21 protein-coding genes are annotated in these 18,336 nt (G+C 64.6%); 9 read left to right on the top strand and 12 right to left on the bottom strand.

What is annotated here, in order from left to right:
- Positions 1-162: 162 nt before the first annotated feature.
- On the bottom strand, positions 163-1,023 hold the full coding sequence (locus TX79_RS17740) for an alpha/beta fold hydrolase (RefSeq protein ID WP_049928979.1): 861 nt from the start codon (positions 1,021-1,023) through the stop codon (positions 163-165).
- Positions 1,024-1,140: 117 nt separating this feature from the next.
- On the opposite strand from TX79_RS17740, the gene priL reads away from it, so the two are divergent.
- From priL to tcuA, 6 genes are all read left to right on the top strand, one after another.
- A complete protein-coding gene (gene priL, locus TX79_RS17735; RefSeq protein ID WP_049928978.1) occupies positions 1,141-2,220 on the top strand; it encodes a DNA primase regulatory subunit PriL in 1,080 nt (359 codons plus the stop codon).
- Positions 2,221-2,470: 250 nt separating this feature from the next.
- On the top strand, positions 2,471-3,337 hold the full coding sequence (locus TX79_RS17730) for an ABC transporter permease (protein WP_154660584.1): 867 nt from the start codon (positions 2,471-2,473) through the stop codon (positions 3,335-3,337).
- Positions 3,334-4,218, top strand: a complete 885-nt coding sequence (locus TX79_RS17725) for an ABC transporter ATP-binding protein (RefSeq protein WP_049928975.1) — start codon at positions 3,334-3,336, stop codon at positions 4,216-4,218. The genes TX79_RS17730 and TX79_RS17725 overlap by 4 nt, the downstream gene beginning before the upstream one ends.
- Before the next feature lie 76 nt (positions 4,219-4,294).
- Complete coding sequence (locus tag TX79_RS17720; RefSeq protein ID WP_049928974.1) at positions 4,295-4,933, top strand: hypothetical protein; 639 nt, start codon at positions 4,295-4,297, stop codon at positions 4,931-4,933.
- 2 nt (positions 4,934-4,935) lie between these two features.
- Positions 4,936-5,247: a winged helix-turn-helix domain-containing protein gene (locus TX79_RS17715; protein ID WP_049928972.1), complete on the top strand. Its 312-nt coding sequence runs from the start codon at positions 4,936-4,938 to the stop codon at positions 5,245-5,247.
- A gap of 1,235 nt (positions 5,248-6,482) precedes the next feature.
- The gene (gene tcuA, locus TX79_RS17710; protein WP_049928971.1) at positions 6,483-7,901 is read left to right on the top strand and encodes an FAD-dependent tricarballylate dehydrogenase TcuA; all 1,419 of its coding nucleotides are present in this window, start codon (positions 6,483-6,485) and stop codon (positions 7,899-7,901) included.
- 453 nt (positions 7,902-8,354) lie between these two features.
- Here the strand turns inward: tcuA and TX79_RS17705 are convergent, their stop codons facing one another.
- A complete protein-coding gene (locus TX79_RS17705; protein WP_049928970.1) occupies positions 8,355-9,122 on the bottom strand; it encodes an IclR family transcriptional regulator in 768 nt (255 codons plus the stop codon).
- Between the two features lie 188 nt (positions 9,123-9,310).
- Here TX79_RS17705 and TX79_RS17700 point away from each other — a divergent pair, with 188 nt between their 5' ends.
- Positions 9,311-9,811, top strand: coding sequence for a TspO/MBR family protein (locus tag TX79_RS17700; RefSeq protein ID WP_049928967.1), 501 nt, complete (start codon positions 9,311-9,313; stop codon positions 9,809-9,811).
- A gap of 77 nt (positions 9,812-9,888) precedes the next feature.
- Here the strand turns inward: TX79_RS17700 and TX79_RS19480 are convergent, their stop codons facing one another.
- The 5 genes from TX79_RS19480 to TX79_RS17680 all read right to left on the bottom strand — a co-directional run bounded on the left by TX79_RS19480 (position 9,889) and on the right by TX79_RS17680 (position 13,449).
- A complete protein-coding gene (locus TX79_RS19480) occupies positions 9,889-10,062 on the bottom strand; it encodes a hypothetical protein (protein WP_154660583.1) in 174 nt (57 codons plus the stop codon).
- Between the two features lie 34 nt (positions 10,063-10,096).
- Positions 10,097-10,687, bottom strand: a complete 591-nt coding sequence (locus tag TX79_RS17695; RefSeq protein WP_049928966.1) for a dolichol kinase — start codon at positions 10,685-10,687, stop codon at positions 10,097-10,099.
- 112 nt (positions 10,688-10,799) lie between these two features.
- A complete protein-coding gene (locus tag TX79_RS17690; protein ID WP_049928965.1) occupies positions 10,800-11,171 on the bottom strand; it encodes a hypothetical protein in 372 nt (123 codons plus the stop codon).
- 59 nt (positions 11,172-11,230) lie between these two features.
- Positions 11,231-12,622, bottom strand: a complete 1,392-nt coding sequence (locus TX79_RS17685) for a phosphoglucomutase (RefSeq protein WP_049928964.1) — start codon at positions 12,620-12,622, stop codon at positions 11,231-11,233.
- 62 nt (positions 12,623-12,684) lie between these two features.
- On the bottom strand, positions 12,685-13,449 hold the full coding sequence (locus TX79_RS17680; RefSeq protein ID WP_049928962.1) for a class I SAM-dependent DNA methyltransferase: 765 nt from the start codon (positions 13,447-13,449) through the stop codon (positions 12,685-12,687).
- Positions 13,450-13,588: 139 nt separating this feature from the next.
- Here TX79_RS17680 and TX79_RS17675 point away from each other — a divergent pair, with 139 nt between their 5' ends.
- A complete protein-coding gene (locus TX79_RS17675; RefSeq protein WP_049928961.1) occupies positions 13,589-14,182 on the top strand; it encodes an NADPH-dependent FMN reductase in 594 nt (197 codons plus the stop codon).
- Positions 14,183-14,289: 107 nt separating this feature from the next.
- On the opposite strand, the gene TX79_RS17670 is transcribed toward TX79_RS17675, so the two are convergent.
- From TX79_RS17670 to larB, 4 genes are all read right to left on the bottom strand, one after another.
- Positions 14,290-15,270: a hypothetical protein gene (locus TX79_RS17670; protein WP_049928960.1), complete on the bottom strand. Its 981-nt coding sequence runs from the start codon at positions 15,268-15,270 to the stop codon at positions 14,290-14,292.
- A gap of 54 nt (positions 15,271-15,324) precedes the next feature.
- A complete protein-coding gene (locus TX79_RS17665) occupies positions 15,325-15,576 on the bottom strand; it encodes a GIY-YIG nuclease family protein (protein ID WP_049928959.1) in 252 nt (83 codons plus the stop codon).
- 75 nt (positions 15,577-15,651) lie between these two features.
- The gene (locus TX79_RS20155; protein WP_449271623.1) at positions 15,652-15,801 is read right to left on the bottom strand and encodes a DUF7563 family protein; all 150 of its coding nucleotides are present in this window, start codon (positions 15,799-15,801) and stop codon (positions 15,652-15,654) included.
- 114 nt (positions 15,802-15,915) lie between these two features.
- The gene (gene larB / locus TX79_RS17660) at positions 15,916-16,695 is read right to left on the bottom strand and encodes a nickel pincer cofactor biosynthesis protein LarB (RefSeq protein ID WP_049928958.1); all 780 of its coding nucleotides are present in this window, start codon (positions 16,693-16,695) and stop codon (positions 15,916-15,918) included.
- A 254-nt stretch (positions 16,696-16,949) separates the two neighbouring features.
- Between larB and TX79_RS17655 the strand changes: the two genes are divergently transcribed.
- Entirely contained in the window at positions 16,950-17,117 is a 168-nt protein-coding gene (locus TX79_RS17655; RefSeq protein ID WP_004267503.1) for a DUF1931 family protein, read from the top strand.
- 292 nt (positions 17,118-17,409) lie between these two features.
- Here the strand turns inward: TX79_RS17655 and TX79_RS17650 are convergent, their stop codons facing one another.
- The gene (locus TX79_RS17650) at positions 17,410-18,147 is read right to left on the bottom strand and encodes a hypothetical protein (protein WP_049928957.1); all 738 of its coding nucleotides are present in this window, start codon (positions 18,145-18,147) and stop codon (positions 17,410-17,412) included.
- Between the last annotated feature and the right edge of the window lie 189 nt (positions 18,148-18,336).

The following is an 18,336-nucleotide window of genomic DNA, read 5'->3' as shown; positions in this document are numbered from 1 at the left end:
CATAAAACTAGCCGATCAATTATGAGGAACAAACACTGTCAGCTCGCGACGAACGTGGGCGCGACCTCGGGCTCGAGCGCCAGGTACGTGCGCTGTGCGCCGTCGCTGCTCGCTGGCCGAGAGCCTCACGAGGGAACTCGCCGCCCGAACACGTCCCGCTGGTTACGCGTGGTCCTCGAGAAACGCCAGTAACTCCTCGTTGACCCGCTCGGCGTCCTCGATGAAGAAGCAGTGGGAGCCGCCCTCGATCAACTCGAGGCGAGCGTTCGGCAGTCGCTCGTCGAGTTGGCGGCCGTTCTCGACGGGGACGACGCGGTCGTTCGTCCCGTGGAGGACGAGCGTCGGGACGCGGATCTCGTGCAGGCGGTCGTGCAGGTCGAACTCGAGGACGGCCGCGGCCTGGGCCTCGCGGGCCGGGTCGTCGGCGTCCTGCTCGAGTCGCCACTCGATGATCCGGTCCATGAGATGCGGGTTCCGGTTGGTGAACCGGTCGTTGAACGCCGGTCGCATCCGGTGTCGAATCGTCTCGCGCTCGCTGGCCCCGCTCGGTACGTCGAACATCCGCTCCTGCGTCTCCTCGGGGACCGGAAGCGACTCGGGACCCCCGTGGGTGGTACACAGCAGCGACAGCGTCTCGGCGCGGTCGTAGTCGACGGCGTACTGCTGGGCGATCATCCCGCCCATGCTCGCGCCGACGATGTGGGCCGACCGGACGCCCGCGTCGTCGAGGACGGCCTCGAGGTCGGCCGCCAGCCCCGCGATCGTATACCCGGCGAGTTTGAGGATGATCGGTGCTCGTAGCTTCCTGGGAAGGCGGGAAACGAGCGGCGGCAAGCCGGCCTCGGAGCGGCCTGTCCCCCGATTGTCGGGGGCGATCACGCCGTACTCGCCGGCGACGGCCTCGCGTTGCCAGCGCCACATCCACCGACCGAAGCTCAGTCCCTGGACGAAGACGACCGGCGTTCCCTCCCCGTCGTCGCGTTCGTAGTAGATCGACACGCCGTCCCGCGTCGCCCGTGGCATACCCCAACGGACGTGTCGGATCCGCTTAAATTCGATCCTCTCGCTCGAGTAATGCAGTATTAGTTCGACAGTGAGTAACCAGCGCGTTTATCCCGCCGCGGTAATATCGTCTTACCGATGCAGCGACTGCACGCCCGGTACCCGTTTCTCGAGGCGGCCCGCGAGTCCGTCGCGAACGAGGCAGTCGACCTCGGGACCGTCGTCCAGCGGGATCCGGCGGTCGTCGAACGCGCGACACAACGCGTGATTACCGCGCTCGAGGAAGGGCGGACGGGCGAACCAGCACACGAGACCCGCACCGAGTTGCTCTCCTATCCCGTCGCGCGGGTGCTCGTCTCGATGGTCGACGAGCAGGTCCTCGTCCGGAAGTACGCCCGCGCCGAGGCCGCGACGGCCCACGACCGGTTCGTCGAGGACCTCGAGTCGACGACCGAACTGAAAAGCGTCGAGTCGACGGGCCTGGACCTGTCGGATCTCCTCCGGGAGTTCGACCTCGAGACCGCGATCGAACGCCGCGGCGACGACGCGTTCCGGATCGACGTCGGCACCTACCTGCCGCTGGCCGAGGACCTCTGGGGCGACGAGTGGCGACTCGTCAACCGCGCGCTGACCGACGGCGCGGTGCCCGTCGACGAGGAGGAACTCCACACCCTCCTGCGCGAGGCCATCCGCTCCCGGATCGAGGACGGCCTCCCCTTCGAGGTACCCGGAGCCATCGCCGACGAACTCGAGGCCGAGGCCGCCGAGATCCGGGACGTGCTCGCGGACCTCGAACTCACCCGCGAGATCGACACCGTCGTCCCCGAGCTGTTCCCGCCCTGCATGAAGGCGTTGCTGGACCGGATCCAGAAGGGCGAACACCTCCCGCACCACTCCCGCTTCGCCATCACTGCCTTCCTAGCGAGCATCGGGATGACGACCGACGAGATCGTCGACCTCTACCGCGTGAACTCCTCGTTCGGCGAGGAGATGACCCGCTACCAGACCGACCACATCCGCGGCGAGACGTCGCCGACGGAGTACTCGCCGCCCTCCTGTGCGACGATGCAATCCTACGGCGACTGCGTGAACAAGGACGACCTCTGCGAGCAGATCCCCCACCCGATGGCCTACTACGAGGAACGCATCGACGACGCCGACGACGAGGAGATCGAGGATTGGCGCGAAGGGCGCGGCGAGTCGGCCAGCGCCGAGTAACCCCTCGAACCCGTCGTTCCGTACTCGACGAGTACGGACTCGAGCGAGAGCGCTAGCGTGAGCAGGCAACGAAGGAGTTTCGGGAGCTGTAATCCAGAGTAGCCAGCAGTCACGGCGATCGATCGGAACCACCGTACGAACCTGGCGACCAGAATGGTGTTCTCGACGACTCTATCGTCTACTTTGTGTTGCAAAGTACTATTCTTGGCAAGTTTTATTGTGGTAGAGAGTAGAGCTGACTGTGAGGTCGATGACAACAACCAGTTCGCACGGACGGGCGGGGGCGGTCGAGAATCGATCCGGCCAGTGGCTCGAGCAGATGCGGGCGTTCACCTGGCGATACTTACGGGAACTGCTGCGGGACCGGACGGTGCTGTTCTGGACGCTCGGCTTTCCCGCGGGCTTCTATTTGCTGACGGTGAGCGTCTTCGTTCCCGAGATACCGGCGCGCGCCGAGCCGTACGTGCTCGCGTCCATCGCGGTGAGTTACGGCACGTTCGGGGCGCTGATCGCGGCGCTCAACAGCTTCAGCGAGCAACTCGGGAGCGACATCGAGGACGACCGCTACGTCCTCTTTCGGTCGCTGTCGATCGCGCCGTCGGCCGACCTGGCCGGGCGACTGCTCGCCGGTACCGGGCTGGCGGCCGTCGCGATGGCCGCCGTCGTCCCCGTCGGCGTCGTCACTGGTGCGAACTTCGGCCTGCGGTCGGCGCTGTCGCCGCTGGTCGTCGCCGTCGCCGTCGTGACGTTCGCGGTCGTCTGGATGACGGTCGCCGTCCTCGTCACGGTCGCGGTCCGGAACACCCGGTACGCGTCGATCGTCACCGTCAGCCTCGCCCTCGTGGCGTTCATGCTGTCGGGCTACAACGGGACCGATCCGTCGTTCTTCCAGGGTCCCGACGTCTTGCTTAACTGGCTGCCCCACACGCTCGCGACGCGGCTGCTCGCCCACCACCTCGTCGTCCCGCCCGCCGGCGTCGATGCCGGCCTCGCGCCGCCGGCGATCCCCAGCGCCGCGTTCGGGACGGCCGTACTCACCGGCTATGCCGTCATCTCACTGGTCGTCGCCGTCTCGACCGTCCGTCGCGTCCTCTACAAACGGGAGGTGATGCCATGAGCGGCGTCGCGCTCGACAGTCGGGGGGTTCGCAAGACCTTCGACGGGGATCGGGTCCTCGAGGGGACCGACCTGACCGTCCGCGAGGGGGAACTGCTGGTGCTCATGGGACCCAACGGCGTCGGCAAGACGGTGTTGCTGTCGATTCTTGCCGGCAGCGAGCGACCGTCCGACGGTACCGTGGAGGCCTTCGGCGAGCCAGTCGACGACGGCGGTCGAGACTCCCTCGGATTCATGCTGCAGGATTCCGTCGCCGTCGAGACCCTGACCGGTCGCGAGAACGTCGCCTTCTACGGCGGCCTCCGTCCGGCGTTTACCGACCGCTGGCGGGAGTACGTGGACACGCTCGGCATCGAGGACGACCTCGCGGACCTCGTCGAGCAGTACTCCGAAGGGATGAAGCGGAAACTCGAGTTCGCGCTGACGATGAGCGAGGACGTTCCCCTCTACCTGCTGGACGAACCCACCGCTGGCGTCGACCTGACGAACGTCCAGCGGTTCCACGACGTCGTGCTCGAACGCCTCGAGGCGGGCGCAACCGTCCTGCTCTCGAGTCATCGACCGATCGACGCCACCGTCGCCGATCGGATCGCCTTCATGCCCGACGGCCGCATCTCGGCGGTCGGCGACCCCGACGCGTTGCTCGCCGACCTCCCGCCGGTCGTCCGGATCAGCGGCCGGGAAGCGATGGTCGCGGCCGAAGACGTCGTTCTCGAAGGAGCGCTGTTCTCGCTCGGCGGCGAGGCCCGCGGGTTCCTCCCCGACGACGACGCGCTCGAGGAGCTCCGAGCGGCCGCCGACGGATCGTCCGGGACGACCGTCTCGACGGTCGAACCGAACTACACAGACCTGTTCAACTACCACGTCCACGTCCGACCATGAATCGAGAGCACACCCATCGTCCGCGTCGTACCGGTTCGAAGCAGACGCCCCGATCGTTCGATGGAGGTGACCAGCCGTGACCGAGACGGACGACGTCGACGTCGATGCCCTCGAGCGCGACATCGCCCAGATCAAGGAGGCGATGGGGCTACACGAGCGGTATCCGACGCAGTTCCGGCTCTGGCTGGTCTACGGTCTCCTGGTGTTGCTCGCCTCGTTCGGCTCGCAGGCGGTCGTCACGTTCGACCTCCCGGGGTGGGGCCACGCCGCCTCGTGGTTCGGGTTCATGGGTCTCGGCGCGCTCTACTCCTGGTACGTCGGTGAGGACTACAATCACCCCGAGACCGGCGATGACTACCCCGACACGGGCGTCCAGTTCCTGGGCATTGCCGGCTATCTCGTCGTCGTCCTCGCCGTCGTCACCCCGACGCTCGAGACGCTGACCCCGCTCGAAGAGAGCGCGACGCTCTTCGCGCTGGTGATCGGTGCCGTCGGAGCGACCTACGTCGTCCAGGCCAGCACGCTCAAAGCCTACCGTATCCGGGCCCGCGATCGGTACACGTTCTACGCCGGCGGGCTTGGGATGCTCGCGTACGCGGCCGTGATGGTCCACGTTCCGCTCTTGCTCGAGTGGGGCTACGCCATCTTCGGCGTTGGGTACGCGGCTTACGGCATCGCGGCGTACATGTACCTCGCGACCGAAGACGGCGAGTGACGATGGACGCGAGTTCCGGCGAGGACTGGGAGTTCGACAAGCTCGTCCACCAGCCGACGCGGCTGCAGCTGTTCGCCTATCTCTATCGCCACGGCGAGACCCCCTTCTCCGACCTCGTCGAGGACCTCGAGATCACCGAGGGGAACCTCTCGAGTCACCTCGGCCGGATGGAAGACGCCGACGCCGTCCGCGTCGAGAAGGAGTTCGTCGACCGTAAACCCCGCACGACCTACGAACTCACCGACACCGGCCGCGACCTGTTCGAAGACCACGTCGGCACGCTCGAGTCGCTGCTCGAGAGCCTCGACGAGTAACGCGTTCCGACCCCGCTCGAGTTCAATTCGACCCGATACCCGGACTCTTCCAGCGCTTGGGAGAGCCCAGCTAGGTACTGGAATCGTCGTTTCCAGGCAGTCGCTTCTGGGTCTCGAGCGACCGTTTCTCTCTGCGCGAATCGGTACGACCAACCATATCTAAGTCGATAGAAACTGTATTAGAGTTTCTATTAAATAAAACAATACAGTCTTCGATCCCGACTAGGTAGCACAACTATAACTGACATGATTATTTAATTTGGCTTGGATAGATAGCTACCAATCTGCCACTACTCCGTTCGTCTCATTCGTAGAACGTAGTTCTTTTACCCGATATTGGCAATACTCTCCAACTATTCCCTGGTGAAATAAACATTATTCGAAATATACAATAGATTCTCTGATTCCCGAATAAAATCGATCCAGATGTCTTGCGTGACGGGTGGTTCGGTTCCGGTCACCAAGTCCCAACGAACGTAAATGACAAACGTAACTCATGGTCAGATATCTTATCATTACAGTCGAGATAGTGGGTCAAAGGAAGAAACTGCAATAGAGTTTATACCAATGCCACGACGAAGATCAGTAGGGGATCGACGTGATTCGACCGACTACGAATCGCCTGCCAGCTAACGGCAGGTATGGTCATCGATACCGGAACCGTGTCGAGGGCGACGTCGGTCGGCGACCGTCGCGTCGATTTCGGAGTGCGGAATTCGCTTCCAGTCCGGCTACTGCGGCCTGAATCCGTACATTGAGACCTGGAGTGACCATACTAATTCCGTGCGGCGAAACCCACTCCCGTACCGTCACGATCCGTCGTGGGTCGAGATAGCGCCGTTTCCGAACTATCGTCGTCCGAAAACTGTCTCCCGTCGATGATCACGTCCTCTAGATGGAAAATTTCCCGAACGTAACTCGCGTTCACCCCGAACGAGTAGATCGTCGTTGCAGATTTGCGTTCACATATCCTAAATGGTTATCGGCGGCGTTTCGCCCATTACTTTACAACCATACGCCTGTAATAGTAGGCGAATAATGAGTCCGTCCTCGACCGAGTAGTGGTATCCACGCTGTGACCGAGGCGTTCACGATGTGTGAATTTGAATGCCGCAGTCCCACGAGTTTCTTGAATATCTGTGGAAAGATACTACATCTGATTGACTGATGTGTAGAACTAATACCTTTATTATACTCGAATCGTTCGATAGGAACATCGGAGCGAGACATCGCTAATGACAGCAACCAAATCGTACGACGTCGTCGTCGTCGGCTGTGGCATCGCTGGACTGAGCGCCGGCCTTCGGGCGGCCGAACAGGATCTCTCCGTGGCCATCCTCGAGAAAGCGCCCGAGGAGAACCGCGGCGGACACACGCAGTTCACCGAGTCGTTCCGCATCCCGACTGCGGACATCGACATGGACGTCGAGTTCAACGTCGAGGACTACTCCGCCTCGGACTTCTACCGCGACATCATGAAGGTCACCAACTACCGGGCCGACGACGACCTCGCGGAGGTCGTCACCCAGGAGTCCGCCGAGACCTTCGAGTGGCTCACCGACCGCGGCGACGACTGGGACTGGGAGTACCAGGCCCCACACCCCGGCTACACCGCCGGCCGCGTCTGGCTCGACGGCGAGGAGATGATCGACCACTACGTCCCCATCCTCGAGGCGGAGGGCATCGACTTCTACTACCGCGCCGACGCCCGCGGCGTCAACCGCGGCGACGACGGCCGCGTCGAAAGCGTGACGGCGTTCGTCGACGGCCAGCGCACCGAGTTCGAAGCCGACGCGACCATCCTCGCCGCCGGGGACTACGGCTCGAGCAAGGAGAAACGCACCCGCTACTACGGCCGCGGCTACGGCAACATGAAAGTCCGTGGCAGCCGCTACAACACCGGGGAGGTGATCGAGGCCGCGATGGACATCGGGGCCAAGTCCGAGGGCGAGTGGGGCGACGCCCACATGGCGCTGATCGACGCCGGTTCGCCCGACGTCGAGGGCGGCATCACCCGTATCGACGGCTACCAGTACGGCCTCATTCTGAATCACGACGGCGAGCGGTTCGTCGACGAGGGAGAAGACGCCCGTGCCCACACCTACGCGAAGTTCGGCCAACGTATCTTCGAACAGCCCTATCACGAGGCGTTCATCATCGTCGACTCGAAAGTCGTCGACGACGTCGCTCATATGGGTCCCTCCCGGGCCGTAACGGCGGATTCGATCGACCGTCTCGTCCAGCGGCTGGACATCGAAAACGTCGAGCAGGCCGTCGAAACTGTCGAGGAGTACAACGAGGCCTGCGATTCCGACGCCGCCGAACAGTACGACCCCGAGGTACTCGACGGGAACTCGACCGAGGGCCTCGAGCTGCCAAAGTCCAACTGGGCGCTCCCACTGGACGAACCGCCGTACACCGGCTATCCGGTCACCGGCGGGATGACCTTCGCCTTCGGCGGCGTCGCGATCACGCCCGACGCGGAGGTCCTGGATACGACCGACACGCCGATCGAGGGGCTCTACGCGGCCGGCAACGTTACCGGTGGCCTCTTCTACAACAACTACCCCGGCGGCACCGGCCTCACGAACGCTGCCGTCTTCGGTAAAGTCGCCGCAGAAAGCGCAGCCGAGTACGTCAACTCGGAGCAGTGAACTAGGGGAGACGACCACCCCCGAAACCGGTTCTCGTTCCGGCCACATAAAGTACCTAATTCAGAACCAATTCGAGTTTTCGTAGAATAGTATTGTTCCAAAATAACAATACCATATGCATAGACAGAACACGTGAAGTTAGATGCCTACTGTGCAATTTCTAATCCCGATAGTAACGGTACCGAGCCATATTTCGACTAATTCGAGATAATAAATTCAATAATTTGATTTAGGTCTACCTTCGGCGAATTGACTATATACAATCCAACTATCGAAACCACGAAGTATGCCGATAGTACCGTCTGATCACGAGGCCATACGTCGGAGAAACCGTTCTCGATACGGTGATTTTGTTCTATTATCGCAATACTACACCGCGTAGTATTTTATCTATATAGTTATAACATGGGCAGAAGGAATGCAACGTCGACCACGAACCTCGAGTAAAAATCCTCACTGGACGTTGTCGTACGACAACCGGAGCTCCAGTTCGTTGCTGATACCGAGTAAGAACTGTGGGATCTCTTCGTCGAACGCCGCACCCGAGAGGCGATGGCTCGGACCGGAGACGCTAATCGCGCCGATGACGGACTGTTCCTTCGTAATCGGGACGCCGACCGCGTGGAGGCCTTCGATCGACTCCTCTTCGTTCTGGGCGAATCCTCGCTCCCGGGTGCGGGACAGTTCGTCCCGCAACTCGTCTTCCGAGGTGATCGTGTTGGGGGTCAACGACGGAAGGCCGTGTCGTTCGATGGTCTCGGTGACCACCTGTTCGGGACTCCAGGCGAGGATCGCTTTGCCGGCCGCGCTGGCGTGGAGGTAGCTCTGTTTTCCGATCCGCGCGTCGACCTCGACCCCCTTCGTCCCCTTTTCGGTGTGAACGTGGATCGCCTTGCGACCTTCTTCGATGACGAACTGCGCTCGTTCCGACGTCTCCTCGGAGACCTGCTGGATCTTCTCGATGACGTGCTGGTAGCTCGGATGGCGGTGCCGAACTTGCCCACCCAGGGTCAGTAGTTCCGCGCCGACGTAGTACTGTCCGTCGACCTCGTGTACGTATCCGTCCTGCTCGAGCGTTTTGACGTATCCGTGGACGGTGCTCTTGGCGAGACCGAGTTCGTCGGATACCTCCGTGAGGGAGCACCCGTCGGCATCGGACAGGATATCGAGTAGCTCGATCGCCGTCTCGAGCGTTTTGAGACGGCGTCCGGTACGTGACATACTAGTCGGAGTGCGAGCGATGCCTAAATATCTCACCCACGTTCGTCGACTGCAGCGGGACCTGGAGGCCACATCCTGGAACGCGGGAGGACCCGACCCCACGATCCACCGGCAAATGACGGCCGGGTGTGAAGCGAGCCTGAAATCGTCGCCCCGAGCGATATCCCGTTCGAAGCCGTCCGTTCCGTATGTCGACCGACGCCGAAGGCCGACGGCTCCCCGATCGCAACAGGCTGCCGTGGGCCATCGCGTTCGTCGTACTCGTGAACGTCGTTGGAAGCGCCCCCGCCGTGTTCTCGAGGCCCGACAGCCCCTGGTTCCGGGCGCTCGAGAAGCCATGGTTCTACCCGCCGGGGATCGCCTTTTCGATCGTCTGGACGGCGCTGTTCGTCCTGCTCGGGGTGGCTTGCTGGCTAGTCTGGAAGCGCGACGCCCCCGGCCGACGGCTCGCGCTCGGAGCGTTCGCCGTCCAGATGGCGGTCAACGTAGTCTGGACGCCGGTCTTCTTCTCGCTCGAGGCACCGCTGGCAGCGCTTGGGATCATCCTCGTGCTCTGGGCACTCGTCGCCGCGACGATGGCGGCGTTCCGCCGGATCGATCGGCGGGCCGCCGCGTTGCTCGTTCCCTATCTGGCGTGGGTCACGTTCGCCGCCGTCCTCAACCTCGAGATCTGGCGGTTGAACGCCTGATACGGAGTGCTGTGCCGATGTCCCGGCACACTCGCCGTCCGGATCGCGGGTGCGTCGGAACTGACGTACAGGAACCGTCAGTCGGGACGCCACCGTACGAGGACGATCGCAGTGAGCAGGAGTACGTCCGGATCCAGATCGCCGCGACGACGGGGACGGTCAGTCCGCCCCCGGAGTTGCCAGGCCAACGCCGCGGCGATCACGCCGACGATCAGGTAGAGCACGCCGTTGCCGACTTCACCGGCGGCCACCGTGATCCCGATCGCAGTTCCCAGCTGCTCTGGGTCAAACGGGAACGAACTCGAGGACGGCGTACGCCAGCACGGCCGCGTAGATGGGGATCGTGAGGTTGTCGTCGACGACGAACTCGCCGATCTGTACCTTCACGCCGTCGGCGACGGTCGCGCCGAGGGCAGCCGCCACGACGGCCAGCGGCTGTTCGTAGAGGAAGGGAGCGGCCAGCGCGGCGCTCACGACGAACATCGTGACGAGGACCGTCGGCCCCTTGACGGTCCGCAGGCTGTCGTCCGACACCGCGCCGCTGATCGGATCGCCGATCGCGAGCATCAACATCGACGGCAGCGCGATCGCCGGCTCGAACAGCAGGACGACGACGGTCATGCTGAACATGTAGTAGCCGTAGCCCGCGAACTGGTCCCGTTCGTACTCGCGGGTGAGTTTGTCGTAGATCCACCACTCGAGACCGACTCCCAGTCGGAGCGCCTCGAGGCCGATCGTCCCGATCGCGAGGACGACCATCAGCGCCCGGAACAGCCCCCAGGTGAGCCCGAGCTCGAGCGACTCCGAGAGGAGCCAGAGGACGACCAGCCCGGAACCGCTGGCGTGGACGAGTCGTCGCTTGAGTTCGTCGGCCATCACCCCACCTCTCGAAGGAGACGACCTTCAGTCCGTCGGTTACGTTCCTCCCGGCCGGTGAATACGCGGTGACGAACGGGGTCCAGAACGAAAGCGGAACGCGAGGAAGGCGCTACTCCTGGCTCTCGTCGACGGTCCCGTCGGTCCCCGGCGGCGATCCCTCGGCGGCGACGCCCTCTTCCGTTTCGACGCCGCTGGCGGATTCGCCGACGGCGTCCTCGGACATCGTCTCCTCGGGAACGGAGGTGTAGCCGAGTTGCAGCCAGAGTTTCGCGGTGCAGTCGAAGGCCTCCTCGTCGAGTTCGGTCTCGTCTTCCCGCTGGTCGAGGTAGCCGTTACACCGGCCGTGTTTGACGACGTTCATCAGCGTCGCCGCGGAGCCACACTCCGGACAGTCGATGTAGTAGTTGCCCTCGTCGTTCTGGTGCCACGAGTCGGGCGTCAACTCGGTGTAGGCAGCGTCCTCGTGGTCGCGCTGGCTCATGTCCTCCACGTCGTCGCGGACGGCGGTAAAGTCGGACCCGGAGAACGCAACCCCGCGAGTCAGACCAGCGGTTCGACCAGTTCTTCCCCCGCTTCGAGCAACTCCTCGACCCGCGCTTCGTCGGACGCCTCGGCGTAGACGCGCAACACGGGTTCGGTGCCGCTGGGACGGACGAGCAGCCAGGAGCCGTCGGCCAGTTGCAGTTTGAATCCGTCGGCCGTGTTGACGTCCTCGACCGCCGTTCCCGCCACCGCATCGGGAATCTCGTCCTCGAGGGCGGCGAGCACCCGGGCCTTCTCGTCGTCGGGACAGGCGACGCTCACCTTGTCCTGGACGACGGTGCCGTGTTCCTCGAGCAACCGGTCGACGCGATCGTCCAGCGGTTCCGCGGCGTGCATCGCGGCCGCCAGCAGGGCCATGAGGACGCCGTCTTTCTCGCGGACGTGCCCGCGGACGGTGAAGCCGCCGGACTCCTCGCCGCCGACGAGTGCGTCGTGCTCGGCCATCGCCTCGGCGACCCACTTGAAGCCGACCGGCACCTCGTGGACGGTTTCGCCGTGGGCCTCGGCGATCCGATCGATCAGGAACGTCGTCGAGACCGTCCGCACCGCCGGCCCCGCGTCGCTCTCGAGCAAGAAGTCGTAGAGGGCGGCAAAAAAACGGTTCTCGTCGAGGTAACCCCGATCGGGCGTGACGACGGCGATCCGGTCGGCGTCGCCGTCGTTGGCGATCCCGAGGTCCGGTCCGTCGTCGTCGGTGACCCGCTCGATCAGCGTCTCGAGGTTCTCGGGGGCGGGTTCCGGCGCGCCGCCGCCGAACGCGGGGTCGCGCTCACAGCGCAGGCGCTCGACCGACGCGCCCGCCCGCTCGAGCAGGGCGTCGGTCGTGTCTCGGCCGCTGCCGTGCATGGCGTCGTAGGCGACCGACAGGCCCTCGAGGTCGGCCCCGCCCGTGATCGACTCGACCAACGCGAGGGCGTCGTCGGCGTGGGGACCGACGAGGTCGACCTCCTCGACGGTTCCGTGTTCCGCCTCGGGGAGGGGATCGGGTTCGGCGAGGCGATCCGCGATGGCGTCGGTGACCGCGGGCAGCGCCGGCGCGCCGTCGTCGGGGATGAACTTCACGCCGTTGTACTCCGGCGGGTTGTGCGAGGCCGTCACCGCGAAGCCGCCGACGAGGTCCCGGTCGACGATGGCGTGGGCGACCAGCGGCGTCGGCCGGTCCCGCTCGGGCAGGACGACGTCGAACCCGTTCGCACAGAGGACCCGGGCGAGTTCCTCCGCGAACCCCCGCGACGTCTCGCGCGCGTCGTAGCCGATCGCAACGGTTCCCTCGAGGCCCTCGTCCCGGAGGTAGGTCGCGACCGCCTGGCCAACCATCCGCACGCGGGGCGCGGTGAACTCCTCGAGCGTCGCCCGCCAGCCGTCGGTACCGAAACTAATCGTCTCCATACGGGTTCGCTCCACGTCGGCCGGGAAAAGTGCGACGGCGTTCGAGCGTTGGCGTGAGAGAGTTACGCGTCGTCGGCTCTCCGCAGCGACCACACCTGGATCGAGTGGTCCGCCGACAGCGGTTCGTCCGAGAAATCGCCGGTCGCGGACCACGAGTCGAACGGCGAGCACCGCGCTAATAACTCGAGGTGGCGTTTCGGGAGCAGGGAGAGCCGATCTTCGGACGCGAAGACGAGCGAGCCGTCCGCGTCGTAACACTCCGTCTCCACGAGGATGCGCCCCTCGAGTTCGTCGAGGACCTGCGTGTGCGTACGGACCTCGTAGGACTCGCCGTCGGTTTCGACCGATTCGGTCTGCCAGGTGCCGTACTCCTCGCAGATCACCTCGAAACTGGGGACGAACACGTCGAAGACGAACCGACCGCCCGGCGCGAGCGCGTCGTAGATCGACCGCAGCGCCGCCAGTTGCTCGTCGATCGACCCCAGGTGCATGACGGTGTTGAACGGACAGGTCACCAGCGCGTACCGACGGTCGGCCCCGACGTCGGTCAGATCCGCCTGCCACACCGACGGCTCGAGGCCGCGTTCGGCGGCGGATTCGCGCAGGATCTCGAGCATGTCCCGGGAGCGGTCGAACCCGTCCGCGTCGACCCCCGCCGCGAGCAGCTCGAGGTAGATGCGGCCGGTGCCACAGGCCGCCTCGAGCACCGGTCCGTCGGCACGCCGTGCCAGGTCGACGTAGAACTCGACGTCCTCCCGCTCAGCGGTGAGCAGCGCGTCGTACAGTCGGGCGCGTTCGCCGCGATGCCCCTCGATCCGTTCGGTCATTGGGCCGACAACGCAGTTCGCGCTGAAAGTTCTTTTGAACCGACAGAACGCGAGCGACGGCGGAACGGAACACCGGCCGATACCGACCCGTCGACTGTCAGACGACGAAGATTTACGGGCGGAACCAGTAGTGGCGGCCATGACTCGGACGCCCACCGTCCTCGCCGTCTCCGGCAGCCTCCGCGACGAGAGCTACACCCGGACCGCGCTCCGGTACGTCCTCGACGCCGCCGACGAACGCGGTGCGGAGACGACGCTGCTCGACCTGCGCGAGTACGACCTCCCCGTCTACGATCCCGATATCGAGGATCAGGGTGACGCCGCCGCGGCGACCCGTCTCGTTCGCGAGGCCGACGCCGTCGCGCTCGGCACGCCCGTCTACCACGGCTCGTACTCGGGTGCGCTGAAGAACTTCCACGACTACTGCGGGTTCGACGAGTACGAGGACACGACCGTCGGCCTGCTCGCGGCCGCCGGCGGCGGGAGCTACGGTTCGACGCTCGATCACCTCCGGATCACTGTTCGAGGCGTCCACGGCTGGGTCCTCCCCCATCAGGTCGGCCTCCGGAACGCGAGTTCGAAGTTCGAAGCCGACCCCGACGCGATCGACGGCCGTCGGTTTCGGGATCCGTCGCTCCAGGAACGCGTCGAGAAACTCGGCCGGAGTCTGGTCGAGTACGCCTTCATCGAGCCGAGCGTCACCTCCGCACGATCCGCTCCGGCCGAGGACTGAACGGCGCTTTCGGCGGCCCACTCAGACGGCTACTGTCCGTCAGTTCCGGCGCACCCGCGCCCGCGATCCGGGGCGGGCGTGCCGGGACATCGGTACAGCACACCGTATCAGGCGTCGACGGCGTCGAGACGCTGTTCGAACAGCCGTTCGCCGGTCTCGTCGCAGGTGACCGCGACCACGTCGTGGGAGGTACAGCAAGACTCGACGACCTCCTCGTCCATGCTCACCGAGCCGCCGGTCGGGCAGCGCTCGAGGAACATCCGGAGCGCGTTCAACACCTGCCCGCGCGTCTCTGGGTCGAACGCCGTCCAGTCGTCGACCCACGATTCGAGGGCGCGCCCGCCCGCGACGTCGGCGAGGATGGCCGCCCGGGAGGGCCACCGCCCGGCGACGCCGCTGCTCGAGAGCAGCAACTGGGCGTCGTCGCGTGCGTCGAGTTCCAGGTCCGCGGGGTCGACCTCGAACCCGAAGACGTCGACGATGGCCTCGGGGGTGATCCCCGCCTCGTCGACCGCCTCGATCTCGTCGAACCAGGCGTCCTCGAAGTCGTCGGTGAGACAGAGGTCGTCCTCGTCCGCACAGGGCTCGAGGATCCCGTGCTCGAGGAAATACCCCTCGAGGTCGACCGGTTCGTCGCGACTGCCGTCACCGTCGGCAGCGGTTTGTTCCCCGTCGCTACCAGCGTTTTCGGCGACATCGCTGGGTTCGGTGGCCTCAGCGCTGTCGGGGCCGCCGGACGCGTCGGCACCGGTTGCGTCGGTCGTCGAGTCGGGGCGATGCAGGCCGTCGTCGCCGACGCCCTGGAAACCGCTGGCGATCTCGGGGTCGGGTTCTTTGCCGAACCAGCGCAGGACTTCGGGGGGAAGGTAGCGCTTGGTCAGCGTCGGCGTCCCGGGAACGAGATAGCCCCGGAGGTAGATGACGACGACCGAGACGGCGAACGCGAGTACGCCGGCAACTCGGTGTTTGCGGCCGATGAGCCAGCCGACGACTGCGGCGATGGCCAGGTTGACGATCGTACACGGAAGACAACGGTTCTCGCCCGTATACTCGGGCTGTTTCAGTTCGTCGACGACGTCGGAATTCATTCCAGTTCGAAACACGTTGGAGGGAACCATCTATGTTTCGCCGCCGTCGAGCCGTCACTCGAGGCCGACGAGGCGTTCCTTCTGTGCCCGACTCAGTTGCTTGAGTTCGTACTCGCGGGACATCGCCGCCGAGCGGGAGTCGTAGCGTTCGTGGTACCGGAGTTCGACTGGCGTGCGCCCGCGCGTGTACTTCGCACCGTCGCCGGCGTTGTGTTCCGCGATCCGTCGCTGGAGGTCGGTCGTGTAGCCGGTGTAGAGGCTGCCGTCGGCACACTCGAGTACGTAGACGACGTGGTCGCCTGCCATCGACGACGGCTACGGAAACGACCACCAAAAAGCGCACGTCCAGGGGCTCGTGGGTAGGTGTCGGACGATACGGAATCAGGTACCGCGGCCGCGTTCCCGAGACACTTCCGCGATACCGGCGTTGGCCGAGCAACTGACGCACGCGTGAATTTCGCCGTTCTCGTCGGCGAAGACCCGTGCGAATCGCTCGGAGACGTGTGCATTACAGTGGTTGCACGTGGGCATTGGTGACACCGGCCGAAGCCGGTACTCGTTCGTACTCGAGGGGAACGTAAAAACGCTTTGCCAAACACCGTTTGGAATTTCTATTATCGGCTTCGTATTTCGCTCTATCAGAAATCAGTTTTGCGTTCCCGGTTCATCACGCCGTGCGCCGTCGATGGCACGAGCGATCAACGTCGCCTGTGACCCGGCGACGAATCCGGCGTCGACGTTGACGACCGACAGCACGGTACAGGACTGGAGCATGCCCGTGAGGGCCGCCTCACCGTCGCCGCCGAAGCCGTACCCGCTCGAGACGGGGACGCCGATGACCGGCGTGTCGACCAGTCCCGCGATGACCGTCGGCAACGCGCCTTCCCGCCCTGCTGCGACGATCAGGACGTCGGCCTCGCGCAGGCGATCGCGTTGATCCAGCGCCCGGTCGAGGGCCGCTACCCCGACGTCGTCGACGCGGTCGACCGTCGCGCCGGCGTCGACGCAGACCGCCTGTGCCTCGTCGCCGACCGCCTGGTCGACCGTCCCCGCGGTGACGATACCCACCGTGGCCTCGAGCGACGGCTGGTCGTAGTCGGACGTCACGATTCGAACCGTCGTTCCCCACCGTTCGAGCCTCGCGTCGGCGGTCGAATCGACCACTCGAGACTCGAGTGCCTCGCGTTGCTCGTCGTCGGTTCGGGTCACCAGCGCCCGGCCGGTCGTCTCCAGAGCCGTCTCGGCGAGCGAGACGACCTGTGGGGTCGACTTCCCCTCGGCGAGAATCGCCTCGGGGATACCGCGTCGCTGATCCCGGGCCGCGTCGAACCGGCCCGCCTCGTCGGTGACGTACCCCTGTAGCTTCGCTTCCGCCTCCGCCGGCGAGAGGCTGCCGTCGGCGACGGCCTCGAGGAGTTCGCGCATACGGTGGCTCCGTGGCGGGCGTACTCGAATCCGTCGACCCACCACGAGCGCGGATCGCGCGCGAGGGGATGCCAGAGCGCGCGCGAGCGCGCTTTTCCGCCGTCGACCCCGGATCGATCCGGTCCCGCCGTTCATCGGTCATATACTTTCCGGTCGAATCGGGCGTCGAATCCGTCGAATCAACCCCTGCATCCCACGTATTTCCATCTATAACCAGAACCTTTATACCACGGAAGGGGAAACGGATACACCGTATGGCAGACCTTATCGTCAAAGCCGCCGTGAAGGAAGCGCTCGATGACAAGAACGTCGCCTCGGACTTCTACGACGCTCTCGACGAGGAAGTCGACGAGCTGCTCGAGGACGCTGCCCGCCGCGCGGAGGCGAACGACCGGAAGACGGTCCAGCCCCGCGACCTGTAAGGTCACCCGATCGATAGTTTTTTAGTGACAATCCCGCCCAGCTACGGGTATCGTCCCGCCACTCGGTAGCCTCGAGCGCCGCGGCAACGCGAGGACGACGGGAAGCGACGGGTCGAACGAGAGTAGCGACTGAAAGTAATGGACACCCGATCGCACGACGAGAGCGTGGCTCGAGCAACGCGAGAACCCAGACGAGCGAGCAGAGAGAAACGGTGAGCAGTAGCCGCCACCGGCTCGGAGACGGTGAACGGGGAGAGCGACCCGTGAGCTGTACGATCGGTGGTGACTCGTTTCAGTTAGTACTGTATCGACAAGTCCGACTCTTCGAGTCGCCGGTCGTCACGCCCTCGGCTGGTCCGGCCTCCCGAACCGAATCCGGGCTGCCATCGGGTTCGCCGTCGGGTTCGTCGGACGGTTCGGCGATGAGATCAGCCAGTGCGGCTTCGGGGTCGGCGGGTCGAAGCGCCTCGACGTTCCCCGCGGGCTCGTCCGCCCCATCGGTCGGCTCGTCGAGCGACTCCAGGACGTCGTCGACGTTCTCGTCGGAAACGGTCCGCGTCGGGCCATCACCGGCAAGCGAGCCGAACTCGTCGTCGACGCTCGACTCGACCTCGTCGAACGAGGCGCGGTCGCTGTTTACCTCCGGAAGCGGCGTCGACGAACGGCTGACGGCGGCGTCGGACCGATCTCCCTCGTCGCCTGCGTCGCGTGCCCCATGCTCGGACGTTTCGTCGTTCACCTCGGCTTCTAGCTGTTCGAACACCTCGTCGATACCGGTCGTAGAGACCCGTCGGGTCGGCTCACCCGAAAGTTCGGAATCGTCATCGTCACTCCCTTCCTCGTCCATCTCGAGCGATTCGAAGACGTCGTCGACGCTCGAGTCGGAGACGTGCCGTCGGGGCCCGCTCTCGCGGAGTTGCTCGACGACGGTTCTGGTGTCCTGCTCCATCTCCCCCAGCAGTTCTTCCACCGACTCGGCGTCATCCGACGGGTTGGCCCATTCCCAACCGTCCTCGAACTGCCTGCCCATTGAAGATCGTATTCGACGACCGATCCGACCGTATTAATTCTGTCCGTTGTGCGTAAATTCAAGCAGCCATTGAACGTTCTCGAGAGGGACAACGGTCGTTCCATCGCACGGACCGCTCGAGCGCGTCCGTTCAACGGACTCGATACCGGGAGCGGTGAGCATGAAAACGGGAACCCGGAAATCGAGACC

The sequence above is a fragment of the Halopiger goleimassiliensis genome (assembly GCF_000455345.1).
GTDB lineage: Archaea > Halobacteriota > Halobacteria > Halobacteriales > Natrialbaceae > Halopiger_A > Halopiger_A goleimassiliensis.
Note: the sequence above shows the minus strand (reverse complement) of the source record. Positions and strands in the feature narration are given on the sequence as shown.